Origin of the sequence: Pseudomonas syringae pv. coryli str. NCPPB 4273 (assembly GCF_000972175.1) — a bacterium.
Classification (GTDB): domain Bacteria; phylum Pseudomonadota; class Gammaproteobacteria; order Pseudomonadales; family Pseudomonadaceae; genus Aquipseudomonas; species Aquipseudomonas syringae.
This window is the reverse complement of sequence record NZ_AWQP01000042.1, coordinates 56,627-80,615: the sequence shown is the minus strand read 5'-3', so window position 1 is coordinate 80,615 and position 23,989 is coordinate 56,627. Positions and strand designations below refer to the sequence as shown.

15 protein-coding genes are annotated in these 23,989 nt (G+C 59.5%); 8 read left to right on the top strand and 7 right to left on the bottom strand.

Annotated features, from left to right (window positions below; all coding sequences use genetic code 11):
- Nucleotides 1-225 precede the first annotated feature (225 nt).
- The 5 genes from P406_RS17790 (at nucleotide 226) to P406_RS17770 (ending at nucleotide 10,799) form a co-directional block, all read left to right on the top strand.
- Nucleotides 226-5,298, top strand: a complete 5,073-nt coding sequence (locus P406_RS17790) for an RHS repeat-associated core domain-containing protein (protein WP_046236889.1) — start codon at nucleotides 226-228, stop codon at nucleotides 5,296-5,298.
- Nucleotides 5,299-5,655: 357 nt separating this feature from the next.
- Nucleotides 5,656-6,219, top strand: coding sequence for a fimbrial protein (locus tag P406_RS17785; protein WP_046236888.1), 564 nt, complete (start codon nucleotides 5,656-5,658; stop codon nucleotides 6,217-6,219).
- Nucleotides 6,220-6,326: 107 nt separating this feature from the next.
- A complete protein-coding gene (locus P406_RS17780; RefSeq protein ID WP_046236887.1) occupies nucleotides 6,327-7,073 on the top strand; it encodes a fimbrial biogenesis chaperone in 747 nt (248 codons plus the stop codon).
- Nucleotides 7,074-7,110: 37 nt separating this feature from the next.
- Nucleotides 7,111-9,636, top strand: a complete 2,526-nt coding sequence (locus P406_RS17775) for a fimbria/pilus outer membrane usher protein (protein WP_046236886.1) — start codon at nucleotides 7,111-7,113, stop codon at nucleotides 9,634-9,636.
- A gap of 47 nt (nucleotides 9,637-9,683) precedes the next feature.
- Nucleotides 9,684-10,799: a fimbrial protein gene (locus P406_RS17770; RefSeq protein WP_046236885.1), complete on the top strand. Its 1,116-nt coding sequence runs from the start codon at nucleotides 9,684-9,686 to the stop codon at nucleotides 10,797-10,799.
- A 41-nt stretch (nucleotides 10,800-10,840) separates the two neighbouring features.
- On the opposite strand, the gene P406_RS17765 is transcribed toward P406_RS17770, so the two are convergent.
- The 3 genes from P406_RS17765 to P406_RS17755 all read right to left on the bottom strand — a co-directional run bounded on the left by P406_RS17765 (nucleotide 10,841) and on the right by P406_RS17755 (nucleotide 17,141).
- Nucleotides 10,841-12,379, bottom strand: a complete 1,539-nt coding sequence (locus P406_RS17765) for a hypothetical protein (protein WP_046236884.1) — start codon at nucleotides 12,377-12,379, stop codon at nucleotides 10,841-10,843.
- Between the two features lie 103 nt (nucleotides 12,380-12,482).
- Nucleotides 12,483-14,681 carry an autotransporter outer membrane beta-barrel domain-containing protein gene (locus P406_RS17760; RefSeq protein ID WP_046236883.1) on the bottom strand — a complete coding sequence of 733 codons (2,199 nt, stop codon included), beginning with the start codon at nucleotides 14,679-14,681 and terminating at the stop codon, nucleotides 12,483-12,485.
- 297 nt (nucleotides 14,682-14,978) lie between these two features.
- Complete coding sequence (locus tag P406_RS17755; protein WP_046236882.1) at nucleotides 14,979-17,141, bottom strand: hypothetical protein; 2,163 nt, start codon at nucleotides 17,139-17,141, stop codon at nucleotides 14,979-14,981.
- Between the two features lie 408 nt (nucleotides 17,142-17,549).
- On the opposite strand from P406_RS17755, the gene P406_RS17750 reads away from it, so the two are divergent.
- The 3 genes from P406_RS17750 (at nucleotide 17,550) to xopAW (ending at nucleotide 20,201) form a co-directional block, all read left to right on the top strand.
- Nucleotides 17,550-18,299, top strand: coding sequence for a response regulator (locus P406_RS17750; protein ID WP_024665634.1), 750 nt, complete (start codon nucleotides 17,550-17,552; stop codon nucleotides 18,297-18,299).
- A complete protein-coding gene (locus P406_RS17745) occupies nucleotides 18,296-19,327 on the top strand; it encodes a sensor histidine kinase (protein ID WP_046236881.1) in 1,032 nt (343 codons plus the stop codon). Before P406_RS17750 ends, P406_RS17745 begins: the two co-directional genes overlap by 4 nt.
- Before the next feature lie 115 nt (nucleotides 19,328-19,442).
- Entirely contained in the window at nucleotides 19,443-20,201 is a 759-nt protein-coding gene (gene xopAW, locus P406_RS17740) for an EF-hand domain-containing protein (protein WP_046236880.1), read from the top strand.
- A gap of 45 nt (nucleotides 20,202-20,246) precedes the next feature.
- Here the strand turns inward: xopAW and P406_RS17735 are convergent, their stop codons facing one another.
- The 4 genes from P406_RS17735 to P406_RS17720 form a co-directional block, all read right to left on the bottom strand.
- Nucleotides 20,247-21,293 carry an AI-2E family transporter gene (locus tag P406_RS17735; protein WP_003419937.1) on the bottom strand — a complete coding sequence of 349 codons (1,047 nt, stop codon included), beginning with the start codon at nucleotides 21,291-21,293 and terminating at the stop codon, nucleotides 20,247-20,249.
- Nucleotides 21,294-21,362: 69 nt separating this feature from the next.
- Entirely contained in the window at nucleotides 21,363-22,178 is an 816-nt protein-coding gene (locus P406_RS17730) for a DUF4892 domain-containing protein (RefSeq protein ID WP_046236879.1), read from the bottom strand.
- Nucleotides 22,179-22,317: 139 nt separating this feature from the next.
- Nucleotides 22,318-23,172 carry an alpha/beta fold hydrolase gene (locus P406_RS17725; protein ID WP_046236878.1) on the bottom strand — a complete coding sequence of 285 codons (855 nt, stop codon included), beginning with the start codon at nucleotides 23,170-23,172 and terminating at the stop codon, nucleotides 22,318-22,320.
- Nucleotides 23,169-23,978, bottom strand: coding sequence for an alpha/beta fold hydrolase (locus tag P406_RS17720; RefSeq protein ID WP_003419933.1), 810 nt, complete (start codon nucleotides 23,976-23,978; stop codon nucleotides 23,169-23,171). The genes P406_RS17725 and P406_RS17720 overlap by 4 nt, the downstream gene beginning before the upstream one ends.
- Nucleotides 23,979-23,989: the final 11 nt, after the last annotated feature.

Sequence of the window (23,989 nt, the reverse complement as noted above, 5' to 3'; positions counted from 1 at the left end):
TGAGAATGCGGATAGGATTTTTTTACGCCGATGCACCTCAGTTGCCCACTAGCACTACTGCTAGGTTGTTGCCCGGGCACGGACTGTTAGGGTTAGGCAAGACCTCCAGCCACACGGACGCCTCCGGGAATTCAGGCTTGGGGTCGTCAATGACCAGAGCGCAAGGACTGCACAATCGTCAGGCACCGCTGCGCTTGTCACGCATCAATCAGCGAGGTCCGCTCCATGGCTGCTTCTACTTCCGTGCACTCCAACGCGCTCAATTTCATGAGTTGTCTGAAAAGCGGCGTTGACCCACGCACCGGGCTGTACAACATATCGATCAGCTTGCCCGATCTGCAAAGCAATGACCTGCGCGGGCCAGAGTTTCGACTCGACATGTCCTACAGCCAGCTCAATAAGCTGGACAGCGGCTATGGCCTGGGCTGGAACCTGCAAGTGTCGCAGTACGATCCTGCCACTCAGATCCTGTCCCTCAGCACGGGCGAGACCTTCCGGGTCGACGGCACCAGCAGCGGCGGTCGACTGACGATGACGGAGAAGAAACTCGACACCTTCCACTTCTACAAGCTGGACGATGAGCGTTACCGGGTGGTGCACAAGTCAGGTCTGGAGGAAATCCTCAAGCTGCACAGCAGCGGCAATAAAAAAATGGCCTGGGCGGTGGAAATCACTGCGCCGTCGGGGCACAGCATTGCGCTCAAGCACACGGTGTTCAACAGCAGCACCTACAGGCTTGATTCGATCACTGATGACCTGGGTCAGACGCTGCTGAAAATTGCCCGCAGCACCACCTCCGTCGAGCTGGATCTGCATCCGTACGCGGGCGCTGGCGGCACTCCGCTGGCGCGCTTCCTGATGACCCTCGTCGGTACCGCCAAACACGTATCGCGCATCACCCTGCCCACCGAGAACAACGCGTCGTGGCGCTTCGAATATGGCCTGGAGAATGGCAATCAGTTATGTGTCAGGCATGTAGAGACACCGACAGGAAGCAGCGAAGACATTTACTACCAGGACGAGGGCCATGCGTTTCCATCCAGCGCCGGTCGCCTGCCCATACCCAGAGTGACACGACACATCATCGATCCCGGTCTGCGTCTGGCAAAGTTCGATGTGCGCTATACCTACAAGGACCGCCAGCAACGCTCACGAAATTTTCTCGGCGCAGGATTGCCCATCTTCTGGGAGGACAATGGCCTGGACAACCTCTTTAAACATGTGCAGGAGTACAACTATGTCTGCACCGAAAGCCTGTGGGTCGACAGCAAGGCCGTGCGCAGCATAGAGCGGACCTTCAACCGCTTCCACTTGCAGACCATTGAAGTCACCACCCAGAACAACAACCAGCAAACGGTCACGACCGACTACAACATCCTGGAGGGCGTGCATTACTCAAAGCAGCCCGCCGATTGTCAGCTACCCAGCAAAGTCACCACCCGCTGGCAACGACTCGACGAGCCTGAGCGGACCCGCACAGAGACCGTCACCGATACCTATGACATTTACGGCAATCTGCTGGTGCATACGCGAGCCAACGGAATCGAAGAAGTCAGCAGTTGGTACCCGGCCAGCGGTGGCGACGGTTGCCCGGCCGATGCGGAAGGGTTTGTCTCCCGGGTGAAAGAAAAAGTGGTCAAACCCGCCCTGTCGTCGCAGCCCAAGGCCCCTACCCTGTCCACGCGTTATCGCTACCGCACATTGCCCGCACTGACCAGCAGCGGCTTACCCGACTGGATCGTGCCGGAAACGGAAACGCTGCTGCAGCTTGAAAGCGATGGCACCACTGTGGAATTGCAAAAGACCCTGCTGGAGTACATCAACCAGCCGGATACGCCTTTCCAGCATGGTCGAACCGGGAAAAATATCGAGTCCATGAATGGAAACGACACCGTTACCGTCTACGAGTACAGCAACAGCAACAGCAAGGGCAAGAGCAGGCAACTGGAGGTCCCGGTACAACTCATAGAAATCACCACGATCGGCTTCGACGGCACCCGCATAAGCAAGCTGCAACAGCAGTCGTTGTTGACCGGCCAGGTGCTGCTGACCCTGCAAGAAGGCGTGGAGATCCTCTATGTCTATGACGCGCTCAACCGGCTGACCAAAGAAACGATCGCACCGAATTCGGGTTCCACCGGCTATGAAGCCAGTCGCGAGTACCTGTACACCCTGTGTTCCGCTCCGCAGCAGCAGGCAGAACAAGTGGTGATCGATGCCCGCAAGGTCAAGACCCGCTCCGTCATGGACGGCCTGGGCCGGGCAATACTCGAGGAACGGGACCACATCGACAGCAGTAATCCTGCAGTGATGCACATGATCCATTCCGCGCACTACAACGCCTGGAACAACGTGCAATACGAAACGGATTACGACTGGTTCGACAACCAGCAACTGTTCACCACGCGCAGCACCTACGCCTACGACGACTGGAACGTCCAGTCTGTCGTTACCACTGATCACGGCGTGCAGACGCACCAGTACTACGACCCCATCGGCAATGAAGAACATAACGGTCCTATCCAGAGCGCCTGGGTACAAAGCGGTGAAGCCGAACCTCTGATCAGTGGTCGCAGCGAGACCTGGCTGAACATGTTCGGCAAGCCCGTCAAGATCAAGAGCCAGAACGCAGCTGGGAAAGACCTGAGCTCACAAAGCTTTCTCTACGACGGACTGGGACGCTGCACGGAGCAGACCGATGAGTCCAACCACAAAACGCAGTTCAGCTATGACGCCTGGTCGCGCATGGTCAGCACCCGCTTGCCGGATAGCAGCGTGGCGCGTCGCAATTATGCATCGCACAGCAACGCCGAGCTGCCGATCGGCCTGGAAATGACTCATCCGGACGGCACTACCAAAACTCCGGCGGGTAAACAGGCGTTCGACGGGCTGGGGCGTATGACACTGGCCCAGGCCGGGCAACGTATCGAGCATTACCAGTATGAGGACGGTCACACGCAGGTCAAAACCCGCAAAACGGCCAAGGGTGACGGCATCAGCTACACCTACAAACTGGCACTCACCGACCAGATCGTCTCCAGTACTGCACCGGATGAGACCGCCGAGTTTGACTATAACAACGTCAGTGCCCGCCTGACCTCTGCCACCAATCAGCAAGGTAAGCGCGCTTACGCTTATGACGCGCACAACCAGTTGACCGAAGAGACCTGGAAGGGTGATCTACAAGAGCGGACCTGGAAAACCCTGCATCGGACATCCCTGCAGGGCCGTGCGATGTACCGCACCGACGTCGAACAAAAAGAAGTCAAAAACCCGGTCAAAAGCGTCGTCAAAGGCCGGCTCAAAGGCGGCGTAAAACACCGCGTCAAAGGTGTGGAAACGAGTTACCGGTACGACAAGTTCGGCCAGCTTGAAAGCATCGTCCAGGACAACGTGAAGGTGACTGTCGCGTATGACACATTGGGTCAGACCCGCGAGATCACGACCCACGACCTGGCCGCCGGGACCCGCCTGGTAAACCGCATGGAGTATGACGACCAGGGACAGGAAATTCTCAGGACGCAGATTGCAGGCGATCACCCGGTACGTACGCTGGAACAGCAATGGCGACCCGACGGGCTCCTGCAAAGCCGTCACTTGCAGAAGGCGGGCAACAGCCTGCTGCTGGAAGAGTTCAGCTATGACGCACGAAGCCGTCTGATCCTCGTCAGCTATTCAGGCAGCAAATTGCCAGTGCACGCATCCGGCAGGGCGATACTCAGGCAGTCGTTCAGCTTCGACGAACTGGACAACATGACCCTGAACTTTACCGAGTTTGCCAACGACACCATGGAGACAGCCACTTTTCGCTATGGCAAAGAGGGTGACCCCGAATCCGGGGACCGATGCCAGTTACTCGGCATCACCTACAGGCCTCCTCGGAGCACACCCGACCCGACGTTCAGGTATGACGCCAACGGCAATCAAACCAATGACGAGCATGGCAACCAGTTGGACTACGACAGCCAGAGCCGCCTGTTACAGGTGAATAAACCGGCGGGTGGGGCGATCAACACTTACACGTACGACGGCCATGATCATCTGCTCACCACCCGCAATGGCAATGACAGCGAAATACTGCGTTTTTATCAGGATCAGCAGTTGAGCAGCACCGTGCAGGACAGCCGACGCACTCAGTTTCTGCACATCGGCGAGCAACCCGTCGGCCAGCAGACCGTCGGAGAACCTGCAGACACCCTGCTGTTGCTGACGGATGCGAACCAGAGCGTTCTCGCTGAGTTTCAGCAGAACACCTTGCGAACAGCTGTATACAGCGCCTACGGAGAACGCCACAGCGATGACTCGCTGCTCAGCGTCACAGCGTTCAACGGCGAGGTATGCGAAAAAGACACGGGCTGGTACCTGCTGGGCAATGGCTACAGAGCCTACAACCCCGGAATGATGCGTTTTCACAGCCCCGATTCCTTGAGCCCCTTTGGCGCAGGCGGGCTCAACCCCTATACCTATTGCCTGGGTAATCCCATTGCCTGGCGCGACCCCACCGGGCATGACGCCAGCTCCCAGAGCGGCAGGCTGCGACGGCCCGATGAGGATGCGATACCGGCAGAGAAGCCAGGGGACCTGGGGATGGGGACCTGGCTCACGCTCGCGGCTGGCGTGGTGATCACACTACTCGGTTTCTACGCGACAGTTACCACCTTCGGAATAGCCACACCCATCACGGGCCCTATCACATTTCTGGGTATATCGATGACCGCATACTCGGCTGCCACCATTACAGCAGCAGTGTTGGCGACAGGGACCGTAATCAGTGCTGCATCAACGGTTGCCAGTACTTATGGTCTGGCGACGGGAGACACCAAAGCCATTCAGGCAGGGCAATACCTCACCTATATCGGGGCCGCTGTAGAGATTGGTGGGGGGATATTGAGAAGTGCGCTTAAAAGCGCGGTCCAAGCTGCGCTCAACGCTGGAGACGATGCAGCTAAAGCGGCAGCGACGGGCGGACTATTCAGTTTTTTTACCGGTTGGACGCGAAAGTCTAAGGGTGCGTCTGGTCCAGCGCCTTTGGGCGTAGATGACTTTGTAGGGAATAGTTTTCCAAGAGTGACGGTCAGGCCAATACCGAACCCGCGGCCGAGCACAGGCCCTAACGCCCGGGTCAGCCCGACATCGGCACGGGCTACTGCTGCTGCTAATGCTGCTGATGCTGCTTCTGCTGCACAAGCACCATCTAGAGCCAGGCGAGATTGGCGAGCTACCGGTTTATTAGAACCTATTCGCAAACTCGGCAAAGACGCATTCAAGTTTACACCCTACAGAATTCGCGAGAGATAAAGCTCGATTCCCAGCCGCCGACAAAAAGTTTGTTACTGTCGGCGGTATTTCAGTCAACGTTTTTTACTTCTCCAGCCGTTACATTCGCCCTTTCTATTTCCCTGCCCGAACAAATAACGCAAAGACCAGCGAAAAACCCGGAATAGCATTAAAAGCCAAGATTTAAAATGTACGACACTAGTTTAGGAAATATCCTACACCTCCCGCCATTAAACAAAGCCTTCCAGAGACTTTGCAACTAACGCCCCTGCTGTAAACTCCCGCCCCGTCATGACACGCAACACAAACCGTCTCCCAAGACACCATAAATAGTTACATTTTTACTCCTGTAACGTTAATACTTATAAGGTTTTTATCGTGAACAAAACGCTATCCGTACTGGGCCTTGCTCTGGCGACCACACTGACCGCCACTGTCGTATCCGCAAACCCCGCCCCCGGCACCATCCGTTTCGAAGGCAAGATCACCGCCACCACCTGCCCTATCGAAGTGGTCAATCCGGGCGATGGCTCTATCGGCAACGTGGTGAACATGGGCTCTATCGAAGCCAGCCGTTTCACCGGCATCGGTGACGAAGTGTCTGGCAAGAGCTTTGCCCTGCGCGTCAATGACGACGGCAATTGCGGCCTTACGTCTGGCGGCGCCGCGAATACTGCCAAAGTCACCTTCATCGGCGCCCCTGACAGCAGCGGCGATTACTTCGGCGTCACCCCTACTGTCGACGGGGCAAGGGGCGTTGCGATCGTGATCAAGGACCAGACCGGGGCCTCCATCAAACCAGGCGACGCCTCGGCGGCTTACCCACTGGTCGAGGGGGGTGTCACCGACATGGTGTTCAACGCCTACTACCGTTCGACACTGGCTACCGTTCAACCCGGTGCCGCTTCGGCGGATGTACAGTTCGTTGTCGGGATTAACTGATACATCGACTCATTCGCTCACCGTGTAAAAACCAACCGTTCTTTCACGTGAAGCATCTTCAATACGTTCAGGTTCGCTTCGGGCCTGAACGTACAAGGTAACTTTCCATGATTTTCCAACAGGCGTTTAAACCACCTGCGATTGCGGCGTGCATGCTGTTATTCATGTGCGCAGCTTATATACCCGCCAGCCAGGCAGCCTTGACTGTCAACGCAACTCGCATCGTGTTCGACGGCGACAAGCGCAGTACTTCGGTGGTCATATCCAATCCCAGTGATCGCCCGTTCGCGGTGCAGACCTGGGTAAATACGGAGGCAGACGACACGGTCACCGTCGTTCCATTCGCACCTTCGCCGCCACTTTTCCGCCTTAATCCGGGCAAGGAACAACAGGTACAGATCAATGGCCTGCCCCACGACCTGCCCTCCGATCGTGAATCATTGTTCTACTTCAACGTGCAGGAAATACCTCAGGCCAGTCAGTCGCAAGGCAATGTACTGAATATTGCCCTGCGCACCCGTATCAAACTGTTTTATCGCCCGGCTCTGCTGACTGACAACCCTATTGCCCGCCTCAAGGACCTGCAATGGTCGGTCAGGCAGATTGCGGGCAAGGCAGAGCTGACCGCGATGAATCCGACGCCCTTTCACGTGTCGTTCATTCGCCTCGAAGTCTCCGGCGGTGGCAGGACTGAAAAGCTCAGGGAGGTCGCCATGCTTGGCCCGTTCAGCTCTCGCCAATACGAGCTCAATGAAACGAAAGCCGGTCCGGGCCTGCAGGTGGTGTTTTCCGCGATCAACGATTACGGCGGCTACAGCACGCCGCTGACAGCCACGGCCACGCTGACTGACTGAACCAGCGCTGGCCCGCTCCATCCCCAGGACATTGAACATGACCCTATTACCCGATTCCGGGCTCATACCAGTGCGCCTGCGCTTTATGCAGATGCTGATTGTGTGCGGCAGCGTTGCCGTGCCGCTGGAACTCACCAGAGCGGCAACCCCCGCCAATTTCCAGTCCGGTTTCCTGCGTCAGGGCCAGGACTATGACAGTGAGGCCGCAGCCAGCGTGCTGAACCAGCTGGCAGTCGCCGACAGCCTCGGACCAGGCGAGCATTGGGTAGAAATCCACGTCAACATGCGCTATTTCGGCCAACGGCAGATCCGTTTCGATGCCGACCCGCAAGGCAACGGCCTGCTGCCCTGCCTGTCGCGAGAATTGCTGGAGCAGATCGGCGTACGCCTCGACAGCCTGGCCGACCCGGCTTTGTTGCAGGTTGCCTGTGTCGCTCTGGGGCAATTGATTCCGGACTCCAAAGTCGTACTGGACGGCGGCAGACTGCAACTGTCGATCTCGATACCGCAGATCGCCATGCGCCGCGATGCCACCGGCCGGGTGGACCCGGCGCTTTGGGATTACGGCATCAACGCCGCCTTCATCAATTACCAGACCTCGGCGCAACAGACGGCCCACAAGGAGACAGGCACCAGCAGCAGCGCAGACCTGTACCTCAATACCGGTATCAACCTCGGGGCATGGCGATTGCGCAGCAATCAAAGCGTGCGTCAGGATGCACAGGGACATCGAGAGTGGACCAGAGCCTATGCTTATGCACAGCGCGACCTGCCCGGCACGCACGCTAACCTGACCCTCGGTGAAACCTACACCGGCGGCGATGTCTTCCGCAGCGTGCCGATCAAGGGCGGGTTGATCAAAACCGATCAGGAGATGCTTCCCGATTCCCTGCAGGGTTACGCACCGGTGATTCGTGGCGTTGCGCAAAGCAGGGCCAAACTGGAAGTGCTGCAGAACGGCTACCCGATCTACTCCACGTATGTCAGTGCCGGCCCCTATGAAATAGATGACCTGAACACGGCGGGCAGCGGCGAACTGGAGATCGTGCTGACCGAGGCCGATGGCCAGGTACGGCGTTTTACCCAACCCTACTCGACCATCAGCAACCTGCTGCGCGAAGGCGTCTGGAAATACAGCGCAGCCCTGGGCCGCTTCAACGGTGCCTCTGCCACAGAACATCCCTGGCTGTGGCAGGGAACGCTGGCCGTTGGAACAGGCTGGAACTCGACCCTTTATGGCGGACTGATGACCGGCGACTTCTACCATGCCGCTGCGCTGGGCGTTTCACGGGACATGGGCACGCTGGGAGCGATGGCGTTCGACGTGACCCGGTCACGCGCCAGCATCGATCAAGCCGGCCAGTCCAGCGTGCAGGGCATGAGTTACGCCATCAAGTACGGCAAGGCGTTCACGACCCATACCAATCTGCGCTTCGCCGGTTATCGCTACTCCACCGAAGGCTATCGGGACTTCGACGAAGCCGTCAGTCAGCGCAGCAACGACGATACGTTCACAGGCAGCCGCAGAAGCCGCCTGGAGGCTTCGGTTCATCAGAGAATCGGCGCACGCAGCAGCGTGGGCCTGACGCTGTCGCAACAGGATTACTGGGGCAGCGATATCGAGCAGCGTCAATTTCAATTCAACTTCAACACCCATCATGCCGGGATCACCTACAACTTCTACGCCTCCCAGTCACTGAGCACAGCCAGTAGCCGTGGCAACGACCGGCAGTTCGGCCTGAGCATCTCGATGCCCCTCGGCACCGGCCATTCGAGCAACGCCACACTCGACCTGCAGAGCAGCGCCAATCGCCACAGCCAGCGAGGCAGCCTGAGCGGCAGCCTGAGCGGCAGCCTCTACGAAAACCGTGTCAATTATCACGCCAGCCTGAGCAACGATGATGGCGAGCAGCAAAGTGCCAGCCTTGCGGCGGGCTATCAGGCCCCCTTCGCCAGCCTGGGCGCCGGTGTGAGTCAAGGCAACGATTATCGAAGTGCGTCGGTCAACGTCAGTGGCGCCTTGTTGCTGCATGCGGACGGCATCGAGTTCGGCCCGAGCCTGGGCGACACCATCGCGCTGGTCGAAGTGCCGGATACACCAGGTGTTGGCATACAGAACGCGACCGGTGTCAGGACCAATAGCCGCGGCTACGCCTTGATGCCCTATCTGCGCCCCTACCGTTATAACCCGATCGCCTTGCAAACCGACCGACTGGGTCCCGAGGTGGAAATCGATAACGCCAGTACTCAAGTGGTGCCTGCCAGGGGTGCGGTGATCAAGACCACCTTCGCTGCGCGCACGGTGACACGCCTGGTCATCAATGCGACCACTCAAAGTGGCAAGCCGCTGCCATTCGGCGCCCAGGTCAGCGACGCGCAGGGCAACATCCTCGGCATCGCAGGCCAGGGCGGGCAGCTGTTGCTGTCCACCGGCATGCAGGCGCAAACCCTCGATGTCCACTGGGGAGAGAAAAGCGACCCGCAGTGCCGCCTGCACATCGACCCCGCCGGCATGCCTCTGACCAAGGGCTACCGAATGCAAGACATGACGTGCGCCCAGTGACATCAGGTCTGAGCCATCCGCGACATTGTTATTTCAGGAATCACCCCATGAACACTGCATTGAACGCCCTGCTCTCGAGTCTGATCCTGTTGGGGGCCAGCTATAGCGCTGCGGCTTATTCCGACGTACCGGACGACACCCCCAGCAACGATTGCTACTGGGTTTCCCCTCCGGGACTAAAGGATTACCGGCGTGACATCGGCACCCTCTACGTCCCGAGAGACGCCAGAGTGGGCACCGTCATCGGCAGCATCGATGTGTTTGAAGGCACACCAGACCACGCGGGCCTGGAGGCGGCCTGCAGAAATGACGGCACGGCCCTTCTCGAATTCAACGCAACGGCAACGGCTCCGATCTTTCCTGGCAACGTGGACCCTATAAATGGCGAAGACCTCAGCGGCAAGATCCTGCAAACCAATATTCCTGGCGTCGGGGTGCGGATCAGACTGGGGCACCCGTATGACAGCAACTGCCCCAATTGCTTCATGCCGGCAGGCGGCAGCGCCACCGTTCCGTTCATTGGCCTCAACGACCACCGGGATATGCTCACGAGCATTCGCTTACTGCATATGAACAACTACCTCACGCTGGTCAAGACCGGGCCGATTCCTTCCGGACCGAATGTGCTCAATGGCAGTGAGCTGTTCTCCGGAAGCATGACGACGCTTGGCAGGATCATGAGGTTCGGGCTAACCGGCACGGTACTTCAGGCACAGTGCAGCGTCGGTGCAGACCCGGTCAGTGCCGACCCGGTGCAGTTGGGTGAGTGGGACAGCGCTGACTTCACCGGTCCCGGCTTCACCACACCGGCGGTGCCCTTCAGTATTGCGTTGAGTAACTGCGAGACCGACACGGGCTCAGGCTTCGTGGCAACGGCGCATATCCAGCTCGATGGTGTCGAAGGCTCGGTCCCCGAGGGCCCTGCCAACAGCGGGGTTTTCAGCCTGACCAGCGATTCGGATGCCAAGGGCATGGGGATTCAGGTCCTCAAAGGTGATGGCGTCACGCCCATGGAATTGCAGACCGAAGTGCCACTGATCGCGATCACACCCGGCAACGTGGTGCTGAACTTCTACGCCCGCTTCTATCAGACGCAGGCCAGCAGCGCGATCCGGCCGGGCAAGGCCAAAGGGGCACTCAGCTTCACGATGACCTACAAGTAGCAATGCGCCATGGACCGCCGACCCGGCGGTCCATGACCTTCTCAGGCGTACAACGTCGGTCTCAGTGAAGGAAAAGGCTGCCAGGAGAGCGTCTGGTCGAAACTCACCCGCACCCGGACATCCAGCTGAGTGCCGATCAGAAATCTGTTCAAATCCGTTTTGCTGATCTGACCGGCGTCGATTTTATCGCCCACCAGCGGCACCGGGTACTCGTCCAGCACGCTAACGATCAACAACTCATTATCAGCACTGCTGACGCCATGCACCTCGACGCTGACAAACTGATCAGTGCCCATGAATGACCAACTGTCCAGGGTGAACCGTGCGTAACCTCCCTCGGCAATGTCATTCAGTCTCAGACGCCCCCCGGACACCTTGTCACACTGCACGACGGGAAAGCCTGTCATTCCCAGGATACTCAGCGTATGCCGGTCCGAAAGATGCGGTGAGTCGGCGTTTTTTTCGAACACCTCGTAGTACACCGGGATCGACTTGCCGAAATGCTGGGCAATTTGCGTGGGGGGAACGCGGAACAGTCTCGAGTCTGCGATTTCCGTAAGAAAGGAGCCCACACTGCCTGGCTCGGCCCATTGGACGCGGACCGTCTCACCGGGAAGAATCACCGCATTCTCAGGGATCAATACCACTGCGCCCTGAAAGGCATCTACCGGATCAAGCAAGCTGGCGCTTGCCGAGCCTGCGGCCTTCTGAACCCGCGGAGGAGGCAACACACGTGGAACTGGCTGAGCGGAGACCAGCAGCGAAACAGCCAGCGCTCGAGGCCCGGCATTGCCCGAACGATCCTTCAGCCTGTAGGACGCATAACGAATGCCATCGCCGCTCTCGAGAATCAGTTGCCTGTCGAAGGCAATATGGATCGCACTACCGATATCGGACGTTTCAAGCGTCAGGGTTCCGGTGTGCTCCGACCCCGTCAGCGTGCTGCTCCAGTACCAGGTAATGAGGTCCCCTGCGCTCGGCGAAAAATACGCAGGTACCTCGGCCAGCAGGGTATCGCCATGAGTGTCCAGCCAGGCCGCCGTGAGACCGTCACTGACGATTTCGGCTGGAAAAATCAGCGCCCCTTCGTCGGCGAATACCGGTGCCGTTTTATCAATGACAAAGGCCAGTGTTTCGGACTCGGTCTGCACCTGATTGGCGGTCTCGACGCTATAGCGGAGTCGATGCAGGCCTTCTATAAGGTATTGCTGCTCGATCATGCTGAACAGATCGGCAGGCTGTACAGGTTCGGTCCAGACCTTCTCCTCCAGCAGCATGTCATTCCAGTACACGCGCAGATACTCGGGATCGACCGGGGTGGGTCCGGAGTTTTGCCACATGGGAAAATCGACCCGCAACGGCACGAGCCAGGCGCTGCTGGGCAGCAAGTTGGGTTCACCACCGGGTACGTCAGGAAGAAGTTCGGCGATCATGGGCGGCGCAAGCAGCGCACTCTTGCGCCTTGAAGCTGGCCAGAACAGGTTTCTGATCTGTTCGATCCACTTTGAAATCACAGGCATGAGCCGGGCCTCCAGCACAATGAAGCGGTGGCCGACCCGTTTGCCGACCGCCATGCCCATCAGTTAACACCCTGTTTTTTTCTGCCGATACTGGCACAAGTGATAGGACCGTTGGCGCATCAGCGATCAGCGATCAGGCGTGAGCCACCGCGCCTCGCTGTCACTACCAGCTGTAACGCAAGCCCGCACTGGCGCCCCACGGCTGCTCGATGGCATCGCCGTTGCTGTAATCGAAATCAGCGTGCAACTGCAGGTTGTCAGACAGCGACACCGACACACCCGCCCCCAACTCGCCACGGGAACCGGAGAGGTCGTTGTTGAACACGTTGTCATTGACCTTGACCTCGTTCCTGTTGACGAACTCGTGAGCCACGGCCACCCGCACGTAAGGTTGCAGCGTACGTCCCTTGCCCAGGTCGAAACTGCGCCCCGCTGTCGTACCGACCTTGCCGAGCAGCGACCGGCTGCGGTCACCTTCGGCACGCATACCGTTATCCAGTGCGTAGTCCTTGCCCTGAACGACCAGACCCGCCAGCTGAGTATAGGGTTCGAGAAAATAGCCGTTGTCCAGTTTGATGTGCCGACCCAGCTCCAGCGACGCGCCCACTCCCAGATTGTCGTAGTTGCCGCGCGTGCGGGAACCATCGCTGAGATTGACTCTGGCCTTGTTCTTGAACTGATTGAGCTTGATCACGCCATCGACGTAATAGCCGCTCTCGCTGTCCAGCCAGGTGCTGTAAGCGCCCAGCGAGTAGCTGTCGACCTTGCCACTGGCACCGTGATCCAGACTGAGGTCGGACGTACTCTGCCCGATCATCACACCTGCCAGCCATTGCCCAGACCCCACAGGCAGCTTGCCATCTGCGCCGAGTGCGACACCGCTCTGAACCTGCTGATATCCAAAGCCTGAGGCGTCGGCGACATTGAATTTGTTGCCGTAGGTCCGTATCCAGCCACCGGAACGGGCCTGGTCCATACGCAACTCGCCCATGCGCGAACGTAGCGTCGTCAATTCCCCGTACCAGACAGTCGGCGCCGTGTTGAACAACGCCATGACAGTCTGTGCGCCAGGGCTGATGGTGCGGGTGGTGGCATCCAGATACCAGTCGTTGTCGCCCTGCTTGATCAGGTCATAGGACCAGGCACCCAGATCCACTGCGCCGCCTGCGAGCGAAAAGCTCGCATCGCCGGCTGCCGCATGCACGACGTGCAGGCTGGTATCGCTGAGCGGATCGACACCCGTGCTGCCGATAAGCACAGTATGACTGCCGGTCGCGCTGCCCGTGATGTCAAGAAAGTCAGTGGCCTGGCCACCGAAATCCACGTCCATCATGAACGTGCCGCTCCCTGACAGGCTTGCGAGTGACAAGGTGTAAAACGAGGCCGCGTCGCCAAACCTGACCGAACCGCCGTTCATGGACAGTTCATTCACCTGACCATTCTCGACCATCACCCACTGGCCCTGGCTACTGAGCGACAGGCTGGATACGTTCTCCAGGCGCCCGGTCAGGGTCGCGTTATTTTGCAGTGTCAGGCTGGCGGTACTGCCCTCACCCGCCGATACATCGCCCAGCAGATGGCTGTTGTCCACGGTCATGTGCGCCGTTGAACCGTTGATCAACTCCAGTATCTTGCCATTGCCGCCGGTCAACGTAGAACCATTGTTGACCTGGATATCGGCAGTCGCGGGCGCGCCGGTGGGCGTTCCGACGATCAGCGCCGACCCGGTGATACCTTCGACCCGGGTTCCCTCCAGAACCAGCAGATTGCTTGAGGGTACGCCCGGGTCAGCGCGCAAGCGCACGCCATATTGCTGCCCGGTGATGGTACTGGCGGACGCCTTCACCGTGGAGTCAAACATCTCCATGCCTCTGCCATTGGTGCCGGTGGCCGTCACCGAAGTCCCTTCCAGGGTCAGGTTGCTGAGCGAACCGGCATTTATCCCGCGATTCGTGGCCGTGATCGTGCTGCCGATGACGGTGGCCGTGGAGCCGACCAGTCGCGCACTTTCATTGCCCATCCCAAGGCCATCCGCGGCACCTGTCAGGACGCTACCGACGATCAACGCATCTGCCCCGGTCAGCGATACGGCTGAAGAGTTGGTGCCCGCACTGACCTGACTGCCAGTGAGCGTCAGCTTCGCCCCGGTGACCGTGGTTATTTGCAGGGTTGTCGCGCCGTTGGCGGTCAGATTCCCGGTGCTGACAATCCGATAGCTGTCCAGCGGGGCTGTCGCATCAATGGTCTGCGGCGTATCGACAAGGATTTGCGCAAGCGCATGACTGCCGGTCAGCAAGGGAGAGAGGAGAATAACGGTCTTCAATGTCCATGAAAGCGGACGCAGCACGAATGGAGCATTCATGAGTATGCATTACCTTGAGGTAAACCAGGTCGAACCCCGTGACGACTGCCCGAAAGCGGCCTCGGGAGGGAGGCCGCAAGACTAGCGGGATCCAACTGAATGCTCTGTAGGACGTTTCCTAGGTAACCGTAGGGAGGTTCCGACAGTAGAGGGTCGTCGAGGGAAATACCGATAAGCGTAGGTGACATGACCCGGTACGCGTCGGCCTTCCTAAACCGTTTGGGAGCAACCTGAGCCGGCTTATACCCGACAGGGTGCCTGCGACTGGCCGCAGACCCCCTCTATCGGCAACCCTTGTTACTTTTCTTTCGGCTCTTCTGGACGAAGAGGACAAGGCCCGGCTGCGTCGTACATCCCTACTCGGGCGGTGGTTTCCAGCGAGTTAATGGTTTTCCTGGTGATTTCCGGCGGGTTAACGGTTTTCCTGGTGGTTTCCGGCGGGTTGATGGTTTCGCTGGTGGTTTCCGGCGGTTTAGTAGTGGCGCTATCCATGCTGAAGGAGTACTTGATCCTTGCGCTCCCGTTTTGGCTGCGGCCGCCACGATCGTAGATGGGCAGGATGTGTGTATCGTAGGGGGTGACCAGCCAGGTGAAACCGGTGACAGGATGGCTGGCTCCCAGCAGGATATCCTCGTCTTTTTCGGTGCCGGGAATAGGCTCTTCGCCGGTATTTCCCTCGGAGCCATACCAGTGCAACGTCACGGTTTTACCGTCCGACAGATATTTCGAAAGATCCGGAACGCGGACCCGTATACCCGGTTCGCCCTTGTCCGGAGGGCCACTTGGGCTGGCGTAGAGTGAATTGCAATTCAGCCAGCCATTTGGACTGGTGCCCTCGAAGACCGGGGCTTCCGGCATGATGACAATGGCGTCTACGTTGACCAGAGTGTTCGGCGAGTGTTGCGTGTTTTCTGAATCGGGCCCATGAATGCGGTAATGAACCGGCAAGTCAACGCGATTGCCTTCATAATCGATGTAACTCCAGGGTATTTCAACATCACGCTCAGCGCCTGCCAGGTCGCCAGCAGCCACGGTGTATTGAGCCTCTGCTACATGGCTTGTGCCCCAGTAGAAATCTATAATTTCACCCGCTTGAAGTTTGTCATACAGCCTGAAACTGACCTTGGCAGGCTGGTTATAGTCCTCTTCTTTCAGGACGTTCAACTGATTGGACGTCTGGCCATAGACCTCGACCCGCAGTAATGCGTCGTTGACCGGATCCGGCCACCCAGGATCGGTTATAGGGTCAGGGCCGATAGTGGCGAAATTGACATTGACGCTGATGCTTTTCACTTCGGACGGAACGACGCCACGCAGGATTCGATAACTCACATCGGTGGGCTGGTCGCCGCCGCTCGCTTGATTGTATTGCCCCTGCAGAACCAGATCAGGGACTCTGATCGAAGTCGGAAAATCTGGAGAGCTGCCGACTTCCTCAGGTCGAAGCACCTCAGTGCCCCAAGTGACTTCGATGCGGTCAGCCGGCTTCCAGTTATCGAACGAATCGATCAACACTTCGACCCCGAGTCTCGCATCAGGCAGGTTGATCAACTTTTCTGGAGGCTCTGCCAATGGCACGACGGGGTCTTTCAGGTTGTCGGGCAATAGCCCCAGCGCCACGTCGATGCGTTTTGGGCTGGAAAGCGAAGTGCGATTGGTGGCTTTGTCGACCAGAATGTAAACGGCGTAGTAGGGCTCGTCCCTGGACGCTTCAATGGCCGAAACGGGGAAGGTCACCGTATTATTCGTCGGGTTGGCCACGTCAACGAAACCCACCGGATCCGGCAGGTCTTCAGCACTTTCTGGCAATGGCGTGCCAACCCAATAGAAGGCTACCTTGTCGCCGGGTTTCCAGTCGTCATAGTCAGGCAGCGTGCCGACCAGACCGTCGGGATGTGCGTCCAGAAACGCCTGGGTCAACTGATCTGTTGCCAGACTCATCTGCTCAGGCTCAAGCTGCTCGCCCGGCGGCGTGGTATCGACGATCAGGCTGATCGACGGGCTGGGGGTCTCTTGTTCATTCGGTTGTACAATCCGGTAGCGCAGACTGTAAGTACCGTCTGCAGGCTTGTCCAGGCCTGCCATTAAGCTGCTCAACGGAATCTCGATCTTCTTGGGAAAGGTGTCAGGGTCCACCGGTGCGGTAACGGTATCGCGAAACACCTGTTTAAACGCGTCGTTATCCGCCGCTGCACCGATGGCCCAATCGATGAAAAAAGTATCGGAGTCGCCCGGGTCAGTGACCAGTCCTGCCCACTGAGGCAGGGTGACCTCAAGGAATTCGCCGAGCAGGACATCCTTGTTCAGCGTTCCATCGTTCTTGTCCACAATGCCCGCCACCTCTGCCGGGGCAAGCGATGCGTCGGTCCGTGAACCGCGTTGAGTGCGCGCCAGCCGGTAGGCGATACGCGCTTTTTTTTTGTCATCCAACGTTGCTGTTGTTTTTGAATCGGCCATCATCAGCACTCCCTTGCTATCCGATTGCCGCCCCTGTCTATGTAGAAAACAGGCGGGCGGATTGATAATGCGCCCAGGGTCTGTTGCCCTTTCATCCCGAGCCACGATGAAGCGGCAACAGCCCCTGGCCTTCTCGACAAGTGTTTGTCTGCCAGAACCGGCCATCCAGGCCGGTAGCCCGTTCGATTAAACGGCAGTTGCGCGACACTGGATACTGTCATAACTATCAGGGTGAGCTTCGCAGGGCACGCTCGACAGGCGCTCGTATCAATCTCGATACATTTATGACATGCGCACGACATTCGATCACGCCACCCTACCGCCGAGCCTCCCGGCGAAGTAGCATGAGGGGCAGCGTTGATCTTCAACAGCAGCCAGTCCATGGCGGCACAAGCAGGCGACAGACGCATTATGCAAGCACTTCCCGACACCTCCCTGGATGCCACATCGACCGATCAGCGCTGGAGCGTTCGCGCGCTGATCGTCGATGACGATGTGGCCATTCGCGAACTGCTCTGCGATTACCTGACGCGCTTCAATATCAACGCCCGTGGCGTCACCGACGGCACGCAAATGCGTCAGGCGCTGACCGAGGAAACCTTCGACGTGGTGGTGCTTGACCTGATGCTGCCCGGTGAAGACGGGCTGTCACTGTGCCGCTGGCTGCGCAGCACGTCGGACATCCCGATTCTGATGCTGACCGCACGCTGCGAACCGACTGACCGGATCATCGGCCTGGAACTGGGTGCCGACGATTACATGGCCAAGCCGTTCGAGCCGCGCGAACTGGTCGCGCGCATCCAGACCATTCTGCGCCGGGTCCGCGACGAGCGCAGCGATCAGCGCACCACCATTCGCTTTGACGCCTGGCGCCTGAACAGCGTCCTGCGTCAGTTGACCGCCGCCGATGGCCTGGTGGTGCCGCTGTCCAACGCCGAGTTTCGTCTGTTACGTGTGTTTCTCGAACGGCCGCACCGGGTGCTGAGCCGCGAGCAGTTGCTCGATGCTGCGCGCGGGCGTTCGATCGAGGCGTTCGACCGCAGTATCGACTTGCTGGTCTCGCGTCTGCGCCAGAAGCTCGGAGATGATCCGAAAAATCCACAACTGATCAAGACCGTGCGCGGTGAAGGCTATCTGTTCGATGCCAGGGAGCTGGGTTGATCCGCAGATTCGACACGCTGTTTGCGCGACTGTTTGGTGGCGCCCTGTTGGCTATTCTGCTGGCGCACCTGCTGGCCTTCATCTGGTTCACCCAGTACGGCATGCGCCCGCCGCCGCCACCTAACGCGTTCAACGCCGAGCATGGGCAATTCGATCAGCGGCCCATGCACAGACCGCCGATCCTGGGGGGGCCGGCGATAGTGCTGCTCTTCCAGTTCATCACCATGATCATCGCTGCATGGTATGGCGCCAAGGCCCTCAGCCGTCCGATACAGCGACTCAGTGAAGCAGCCGAGCGCCTGAGTGAAGACCTCGACAGCCCGCCCTTGGAAATCAGCGGCCCGCAGGAAGCCCGACAGGCCGCACAGACATTCAACCTGATGCAAAGCAAAGTGCGCGAACAGATGCAGCAGCGCGGGCGCATGCTGGCTGCGGTATCCCACGACCTGCGCACACCCCTTTCGCGGCTCAAGCTGCGCGTCGAACAGATCGAAGAGCCCAGGCTGCATGGCCAGATGACTCAGGACCTCAATGACATGATCAGCATGCTCGACGCCACGCTCGCCTACCTCAATGAGCACCGACGCAGCGAAGGCCTGCAGCAGTTCGATCTGCAGGCACTGATCGAGTCGCAGGCCGAGAATGCTCAGGACAATGGCGACGACGTACAGTACGAAGGCCAGTGCAAACCGCTCAAGACGCAGCCGATGGCACTGCGCTCGTGCCTGCAGAATCTGGTCGACAACGCTCTGCGTTATGCCGGCAGCGTACACATCGTGATCGAGGACAGCAGCGAGCGTGTGCGCATCTCTGTGGTCGATCACGGGCCCGGCATTGCACCTGAATTTCACGAAGCCGTGTTCGAGCCGTTCTATCGCCTGGAAGGTTCTCGCAACCGTAACTCCGGCGGTATCGGCATGGGCATGAGCATTGCGCGGGAAGCGGCGCGACGCATCGGCGGCGAACTGTCGCTCACGCAAACGCCTGGCGGCGGCCTGACGGCGATACTTGACCTGCCACGTCTCTGACGCACTCTGTAACACACCGCGTACAAAGCCTATATCCCCTCGACAACTGACACCCCGAGGCTGCAAAAGCCGGTACACCGTTACCGGGCACATTCATCTCAGGGGAGTGAGACCAATGATCAGTGGGATAAACAGCAGTTTCTCCAGCTACACCAGTTCGAGCAGTGCAACCTCCAGCACCAGCAACAAGAAGTTTCAGGAAGAGCTGTTGGCCAAACTGGATAGCGATGGCGACGGCAGCATCGGCAAGAACGAGCTGAGCTCGGCCCTGTCGTCGAACAGCAAGGATGGCATCACTGTGAGCCTGAGCAAGGCATTCAGCGATCTGGACAGCAACGACGATGACAGCCTGGATGCCGACGAGCTGGCCGCGATGACACCACCTCCGCCGCCGCCCATGCAGTCGGTCGATGAGCAGGCAGAAGACCTGCTCGGCTCGCTGGACGGCGATGGCGACGGCGCGATCAGCAGCGACGAGCTGACCACCGGTCTGAGCAATGCGGGCAGCACGGCGAACAGCAACCAGGTGTTCGATGCACTGGATACTGACGAAGACGGCACAGTCAGCCTTGAAGAGCTGGTCGCCGGCATGCAACCGCAACAGCCTCCTGCCGGTATGTCGCCTGCGCAGGTGAGCACCTCCGGCAGCACTGACAGCGCCAGCCTGTTCAGTACACTGGACAGCGACAGCGACGACAGTATCAGCGCTTCCGAGTTGTCTGCCGCATTGAAGCAGAGTGACACCACCATCGATCAGGGCAATACCAATCAGATCGCCACTCAGGCCTTGAACAAGATGATCGCCGCACTCAGCGAAAAATATGACACCCAGAGCAGCAAGCCAGTCGGCAAGTACCTGGACACCGCGGCGTAACGCGAGGCTCCGCCGCCCGTCATGGCGCGGCGGAAACTTTCGCCGTCAACGGCTGCGGGCACGCTCGCTGCCGACCCAGTCGGTCAACAGGCTGTAAGCGACTGCCAGCAGCGTCGGGCCGATGAACAGTCCGATGAAGCCGAACGCCAGCAATCCGCCGAACACGCCCAACAAGACAATCACCAGCGGCAGATTGCCGCCCCTGCTGATCAGGTATGGCTTGAGCACGTTGTCCACGCCACTGATGACGAACATCCCCCAGATGCCCAGAAATATCGCCATGCCGTACTCCCCCTGCCAGACCAGCCAGGCAGTGGCAGGCAGCCAGACCAAGGGCGGGCCCATCGGGATCAGACTGAACAGAAAAGTCAGAATACCCAGCACCAACGCGCCGGGAATGCCCGCGATCAGGAAGCCGATCAGCGCCAGTACCGCCTGGGCCGCTGCCGTACCGATGACCCCGTTGACCACGCGTTGCACCGTGCCGGCGACCAGATCCAGATAATACTGGGCCCGCTCCCCGATCAGGCGCTCCAGCAGGCTGAGCACGAAGGCGGCCAGGCGCGGACCGTCCCTGTAGAAGAAGAAGGCGAAGACGATGCTCAGGGTCAGTTCCAGAATTCCGCTGCCGATCTGCGCACTGCGTGCCAGAATCCAGTTACCCACCTGCCCCAGATGCGGTTTCAGCGTCGCCATGAAAGCCGCGCCTTGCTGATCGATGGTGGTCCACAGCGCTACCAGTCGTTCGCCCACCAGCGGAATACCCGCCAGCCATTGCGGTGGGTCGGGCAAGCCGTCGACCTGAATGTCCTTGATCAAACCCGTGGCGTCACGCACATGGTCGGCAAGATTGAAGCCCAGCCACACCAACGGCGCCGCGACCAGCAGCATCCAGCACAGGCACATCACCAGCGCAGCCAGCGACTCACGGCCCTTGAACCAGCGGGTCAGCAAACGCATCAGCGGCCAGCTGGCAAAAGCCAGTACCGCGCCCCAGACCAGCGCCGACCAGAACGGCGCCATCACCCAGAGACAGGCACCAAACAGCGCCAGCAGCAGAATCTGCACCAACAGACGGTCATTGTTGAACATGCGCTATCCACTAAAAAGGATCGGAGGGAGCGAGCATAATGGCGAACCTGCCTGTCCGCCATCGCTGTTCTAGCGGATAACCTCGATCTTGAGCCCCTTGCCTTCAGTGACGCCCGCCTCGAGCCGGGCCGCGCGAACGCCTTTGGCGATCAGGGCGTCAAGCCAGGCGCCGGCACTGGGTCCGGACACCGTGGCGCGCAGGCTGCTGTCCAGGTTCAGGGCGCGAGAAACAAGGGTGACCCAGGCATCCTGTGGGTCGCCGCTCAGGTGGGGCAATTCCAGCTTGCCGGTGCTGCGCAGTTGGCGCAGCAAGGTGGCCGAGGTCGGCAGCAGTTCGCCCAGTGGCGCGGAGGATTCAAACTGCTCGACGTGCAGGTAGGCGCGGCGGTTGCCACGGGTGATGCTGTAAAGCGCTACCAGGGTGTCACTGCGCGGTTCTGCCAGACGCAGCAGCAGGTAAGCCTGGCGGTCATCCGCGCCATACAGCTTGGCGTTGCCGAACACTTCGTTGGCCCACAGGCTGCTTTCTCCGCAGTCGCGCGCCTGGCACCAGAACAGCAGCTCGGCGCCCTGCTGCAAGGCCTCGCGAGCCGCGGTGAAAGCGTCGTCGGAAGTCCGCTCGACAGGTAATTGATAGGTGACCGACGTCAGATTGCCACGCGCACTGACCTGGCCGTCGAAACGCAACTGGCCGCTGATCTTGCGGATCGAGCCCATGGGGTAGACCCGCTCGAGCTCGGCAGCCGGACGATAATCGACGATTTCCGTGTCGGCCAGACGCGGCAGAATCTGCAGATCACTGCTGCCTGTTACATCGGCGGCACAGAGCACAGCGCTGAACATCGACAGGCACAAGGTGACAACGGGAACACTTGATAAACGCATGAGTGCTCTCATTGGCAGGCAAGCGGGGAACGAAAATATAAAAGATCGCCAGCGAGGCGGTCACCAGAGGCTGCGGATTGATCCATCACGGTTGACTCCTGTTTCAACCCGTCCAGCGTCGGCAGTTGCAGGGCTCAAGTCAAGAAGCAGCGAAGAAGCGATTGATACAGTGTGCAACAGCGCTCGCACCCTGCTCGTCGTCCAGGTGCAGATGATGACCGCCTTCAAGCTGCACAACGTCGAAAGGCAGCCCGGACAGCACGAGCTGGTTTTTCGCCAGCATGCCGCCTGTGGCGACCAGCAGTTGCGTCGGGCAACGGATAGCGTTTACGAAAGACATCGCCTGCTGATGGGTAAGACGAATCGCAGACGGCAATGTCAGGCGGCTGTCGCTGCGCCAGGTATAGCCACCGGGTACCGGCATCAGGCCGCGCTGGGCGAGTAATTCGGCAGCCTCGCGACTGACCGGGACCACGCCTTTCATACGCGCCTGAACAGCACGTTGCTGATCCTCGTAAACCGGCTTTTTCTTGCCCGACAGCCTGACCTGCGCCTGCAGCGCGGAGCCCATCCGCTCGGCGGCGGATTCAGGGTCGCCGGTCAAGGGAATCAAACCATCGATCAGTGCCAGCCGCGTGACACGCTCCGGCAACGACCCGGCCAGCAATACCGAAATGATCGCGCCCAGCGAATGGCCCATCAGGGCGAAGCGCTGCCAGCCCAGTTGCTCGGCGACCTGCAGCACGTCGAACACGTAGTCGGCCAGCGCATAGGACGCCCCGGCAGGCCGATGCTCTGAATGACCATGCCCGGCCAGATCAAGCGCTACGATGCGCAGGCCCTCCAGCCGCGGTGCCAGGCGGGCAAAGCTGTTGGCGTTGTCGAGCCAGCCATGCACGGCAATCACCGGCTTGCCGTCCTCGGGACCGTAAAGATGGGCCGCCAGTTCGATATGCCCCAGATTGAAACGCACCTCCTCCACGGTAAACGTCACGCCGTCGCCCTTGAGGCGCTGCGCGCGTCCCAGCGAGCCAGCAGCGTCTTGAGCAGCAATGCGGTTTCATCCGGTCGTTCGAGGGGAAACATGTGCCCTCCGGGCATGGACAGGTATTCGCCTTCGCGCATGCGTCGGGCCAGATAGCCATGATGAGGCATGATCACCCGGCTGTGTTTGCCGCGCACCATGGCCAGCGGCACCTTGAGTTGCCGGGACGGCACGGGGCTGGTGTGCGGGATGCTGCGGTAGATGCTGATCTCGGTGGCCGGGTCGAAACGCAGCCGCCACTGCCCGCCGTCCTCACGCAGACCATGTTGCAGGTATGCGGTCAGGCAGTCGGGATCGAAGCGGCTGAACAGGGTCTTACCCGCGAAGTAGGCGCGTGCCGACGGCAGATCGTCAAACGCCTCACGACGGCCCAGGGTGCGACCCGCTGGCGTGATGCGGTCGATAAAGCCCAGACGCTTGGCAGCGCGTATGAACAACTGGTCAGCCAGCCCCAGCACCGGTGAGTCGAGCATCACCACGCCCCGGTAGAGTTCCGGGCAGCGCAATGCGGCATGCAGATGCAACACGCCGCCGAGCGAGTGCCCTACCCCCCACACCGGGCCCGGCTGCTCACGCAGATGGTGAAGCAACTCATCCACCAGATTCAGCCAATTGTCATCCACCGGAAAACGCGGGTCATGGGCGTGTTGCTCAAGATGGGCCACCGAAAATTCCGGTGCCAACGCGCAAAACAGCTTGCTGTACGTCGCCGAAGGGAAGCCATTGGCGTGAGCAAAGAACACGGGTTGCGACATGCCAATACTTC